The sequence below is a fragment of the Sporosarcina sp. Y838 genome, from assembly GCF_056786515.1.
In genome coordinates this window covers 1-2,538 of record NZ_JBXCJD010000041.1, presented here as the reverse complement: position 1 = coordinate 2,538, position 2,538 = coordinate 1, and the positions used below count along the sequence as shown (strand labels likewise).

2 protein-coding genes are annotated in these 2,538 nt (G+C 37.3%); both read left to right on the top strand.

From position 1 onward, the window contains the following. The first annotated feature begins 1,390 nt into the window (after window positions 1-1,390). Window positions 1,391-2,164 carry an SDR family NAD(P)-dependent oxidoreductase gene (locus tag AC1TO4_RS19710; protein WP_482106704.1) on the top strand — a complete coding sequence of 258 codons (774 nt, stop codon included), beginning with the start codon at window positions 1,391-1,393 and terminating at the stop codon, window positions 2,162-2,164. Window positions 2,165-2,228: 64 nt separating this feature from the next. After that, the coding region (locus AC1TO4_RS19705; protein ID WP_482106703.1) for a transposase at window positions 2,229-2,538 on the top strand (310 nt) is incomplete at its 3' end.

The following is a 2,538-nucleotide window of genomic DNA, read 5'->3' as shown; positions in this document are numbered from 1 at the left end:
ACTTTGCGTCATCAATCTTAATTGAACCGCCGTATACCGAACGGTACGTACGGTGGTGTGAGAGGTCGGGAGTTAATCACTCCCTCCTACTCGATTTTAAAAACTAATTGGATGAAAGGAGAGGGTAAGTCTGTAGGCTGGATATGAAAATGAACAGTGGTTATTTCAAAACGCATTTGTTTAGTTGAGTGTCACTTTAAGAGGTAATTTGCACTTATTTTAAGTGTTATTTTGCACAACCAAATTTAAAAACTTGCTCACAGCTTGGATAAGTGCATTTATTGTTTAGAAAAGGCGTACTATGAAGTGCAAAATAGCACTTCAAACAGGTGCAATTTACCGATTAAAGTGACAACTATAACATCCAAAAATGTAAGCTTCATAATTTAATCCCTACCGCGTAAAATATTATCTATATATTTTTGTGCTTTTGAATATGGTTTCGATATAGTAAATGAAGATAAATGCAGAACCTAAGTACAAACACTGGCATGGCCAAAAATTATATGAGTATCCATGAACAAGCCTGTTTGAACAATATAATTGCATGATATTACTAAATTCTAATATGTTTGAACAGTGTATACCCAGGATGAACTTAAACAAGTGTAACAAAGGGGGGCTGCTCGTTGAAAATGGGATAAAATGTACATAAGCTTGTGAAAGCTACCTGTCCACAAAGCTTGATTGTGGGTAGGTAGCTTTTTTTATTTGCCTATCATATTCTACTTAACCTATTCGTAAGCGGCCTTAGCCTATTATGATTTTATACACGAATCCGCAAGCTGTTCAACAAGCAACTTTCGTAGATTACAAGGGTTGCCCTTTTTGGCCTTGGAAACTGAAATGCTGATAGAGGACTTGCCCGGTCCGCAAAAAGCTGGCGGATCCTCATTTTGTGCTTTGCCGAAAAAGAGTGAGGAAACTATGAATAGGCTTGATATGTGAATAAAATTTAACCAACAAGCTATACTAACGAGTCAAGTAGCATCACTTTATAATTAAAGCTTTAAAAAAAATATCAAGGGAGAATAGAAATACAATCCAAAATATAATATGCTATTTGAACCATACATTTTGCATCTAGTGCCACGATTGAAAATCGGATTAACATGTTACCAATGACAACTAATTCATCTTTTGAAAATGGAATGTTTGCACCAGGTACTATGTGGGGATATGTAGAAGATATACCTGGCTGGCTACCAATAGTTAAATAAGTAAACATCTGAATAAAGGTGGTTCCATTCATTTGTGATTTATTTATTGTTTGAGGGCTTCCATAGGCGATACCCATAGTGGAAGAAGGATTAAGACATGAAAGGGTTTTTCTTTCTATAAATATAGTATCTAGAATTTAAAATATAATTTTAAAAAAGGGAGTGTCCTTATGAGGAAATTTGAAAATAAGGTAATTATTGTGACAGGTGCAGCAGGTGGAATTGGAAAAGTAACGGCTAAAAAACTAGCTGATGAGGGAGCTAAATTGGCACTTGTTGATTTAAATTTAGAAGCTGTTCAACAAGTGATTGTTGATTTAGGCTTAGACGAAAATGGTGCAATTGCTATTCAAGCCAATGTGGCAAATGAAGAGGAAGTTAAGGCTTATGTAGATGCAACAATTTCGAAGTTTGGTCAAATTGATGGATTCTTTAACAACGCAGGTATTGAAGGAACGACAAAGTCAATCGAAGAGTATCCAATTGAAACATTTGATTTAGTTTACAATGTCAACATTAAAGGAGCTTTCTTAGGGTTAAAATATGTGTTGCCAGTGCTGAAAAAACAAGGATTTGGTGCTGTCGTTAACACCGCAAGCGGAGCAGGACTAATGGCTTCTCCTGGTATGGTTGGGTATATCATGTCGAAACATGCGTTGATTGGTATCACCCGTGTAGCCGCTCTTGAAGCAGCACCCTTCGGTGTACGTGTCAATGCCGTTGCTCCTGGAATCATCAATACACGCATGATGCGTCAAATTGAAGAAAATACGCTTCCTGGTCAAGGAGAAGCAGCTACAAAAACATTCGCTCAAGCTGTTCCGATGGGACGCTACGGCGAACCTGAAGAGGTCGCAAATGTGGTTTTATTCTTATTATCTGATGATGCAACATATGTCACTCAATCCATCTACACCGTTGACGGCGGACAATTGAATCAATAAAACGCATCCCTTGTTGTGCACCCCAAAAGTTAGAGTCAAAATCTAACCTTTTGGGTGTTTTATTATGGCTAAATATAGCGATGAGTTTAAGTTGATGGTTGTGAAAGAGTATCTAGATGGTTCACTTGGTTTAAAGTTGCTAGTGCATAAATACGATATAAAATCACATACACAGCTTAGTAATTGGGTGAACGTTTACCAGAAATACGGCGCAATAGGGCTAACTAGAAAGAAGAAACATGAAATTTATTCTGTTCAATTCAAGCTGGATGTACTGAGCTTTATGAAAAGGACAGGCGCTTCTCGAGCTGAAACAGCTCTTCATTTTGGGTTAACGAACCCACCCATGATCTCTTCTTGGAAGAAAAAATTCC

Excerpts from the sequence above, each read along its gene's own strand:
- AC1TO4_RS19710 (WP_482106704.1), top strand. The coding sequence starts at position 1,391 with ATGAGGAAATTTGAAAATAAGGTAATTATTGTGACAGGTGCAGCAGGT.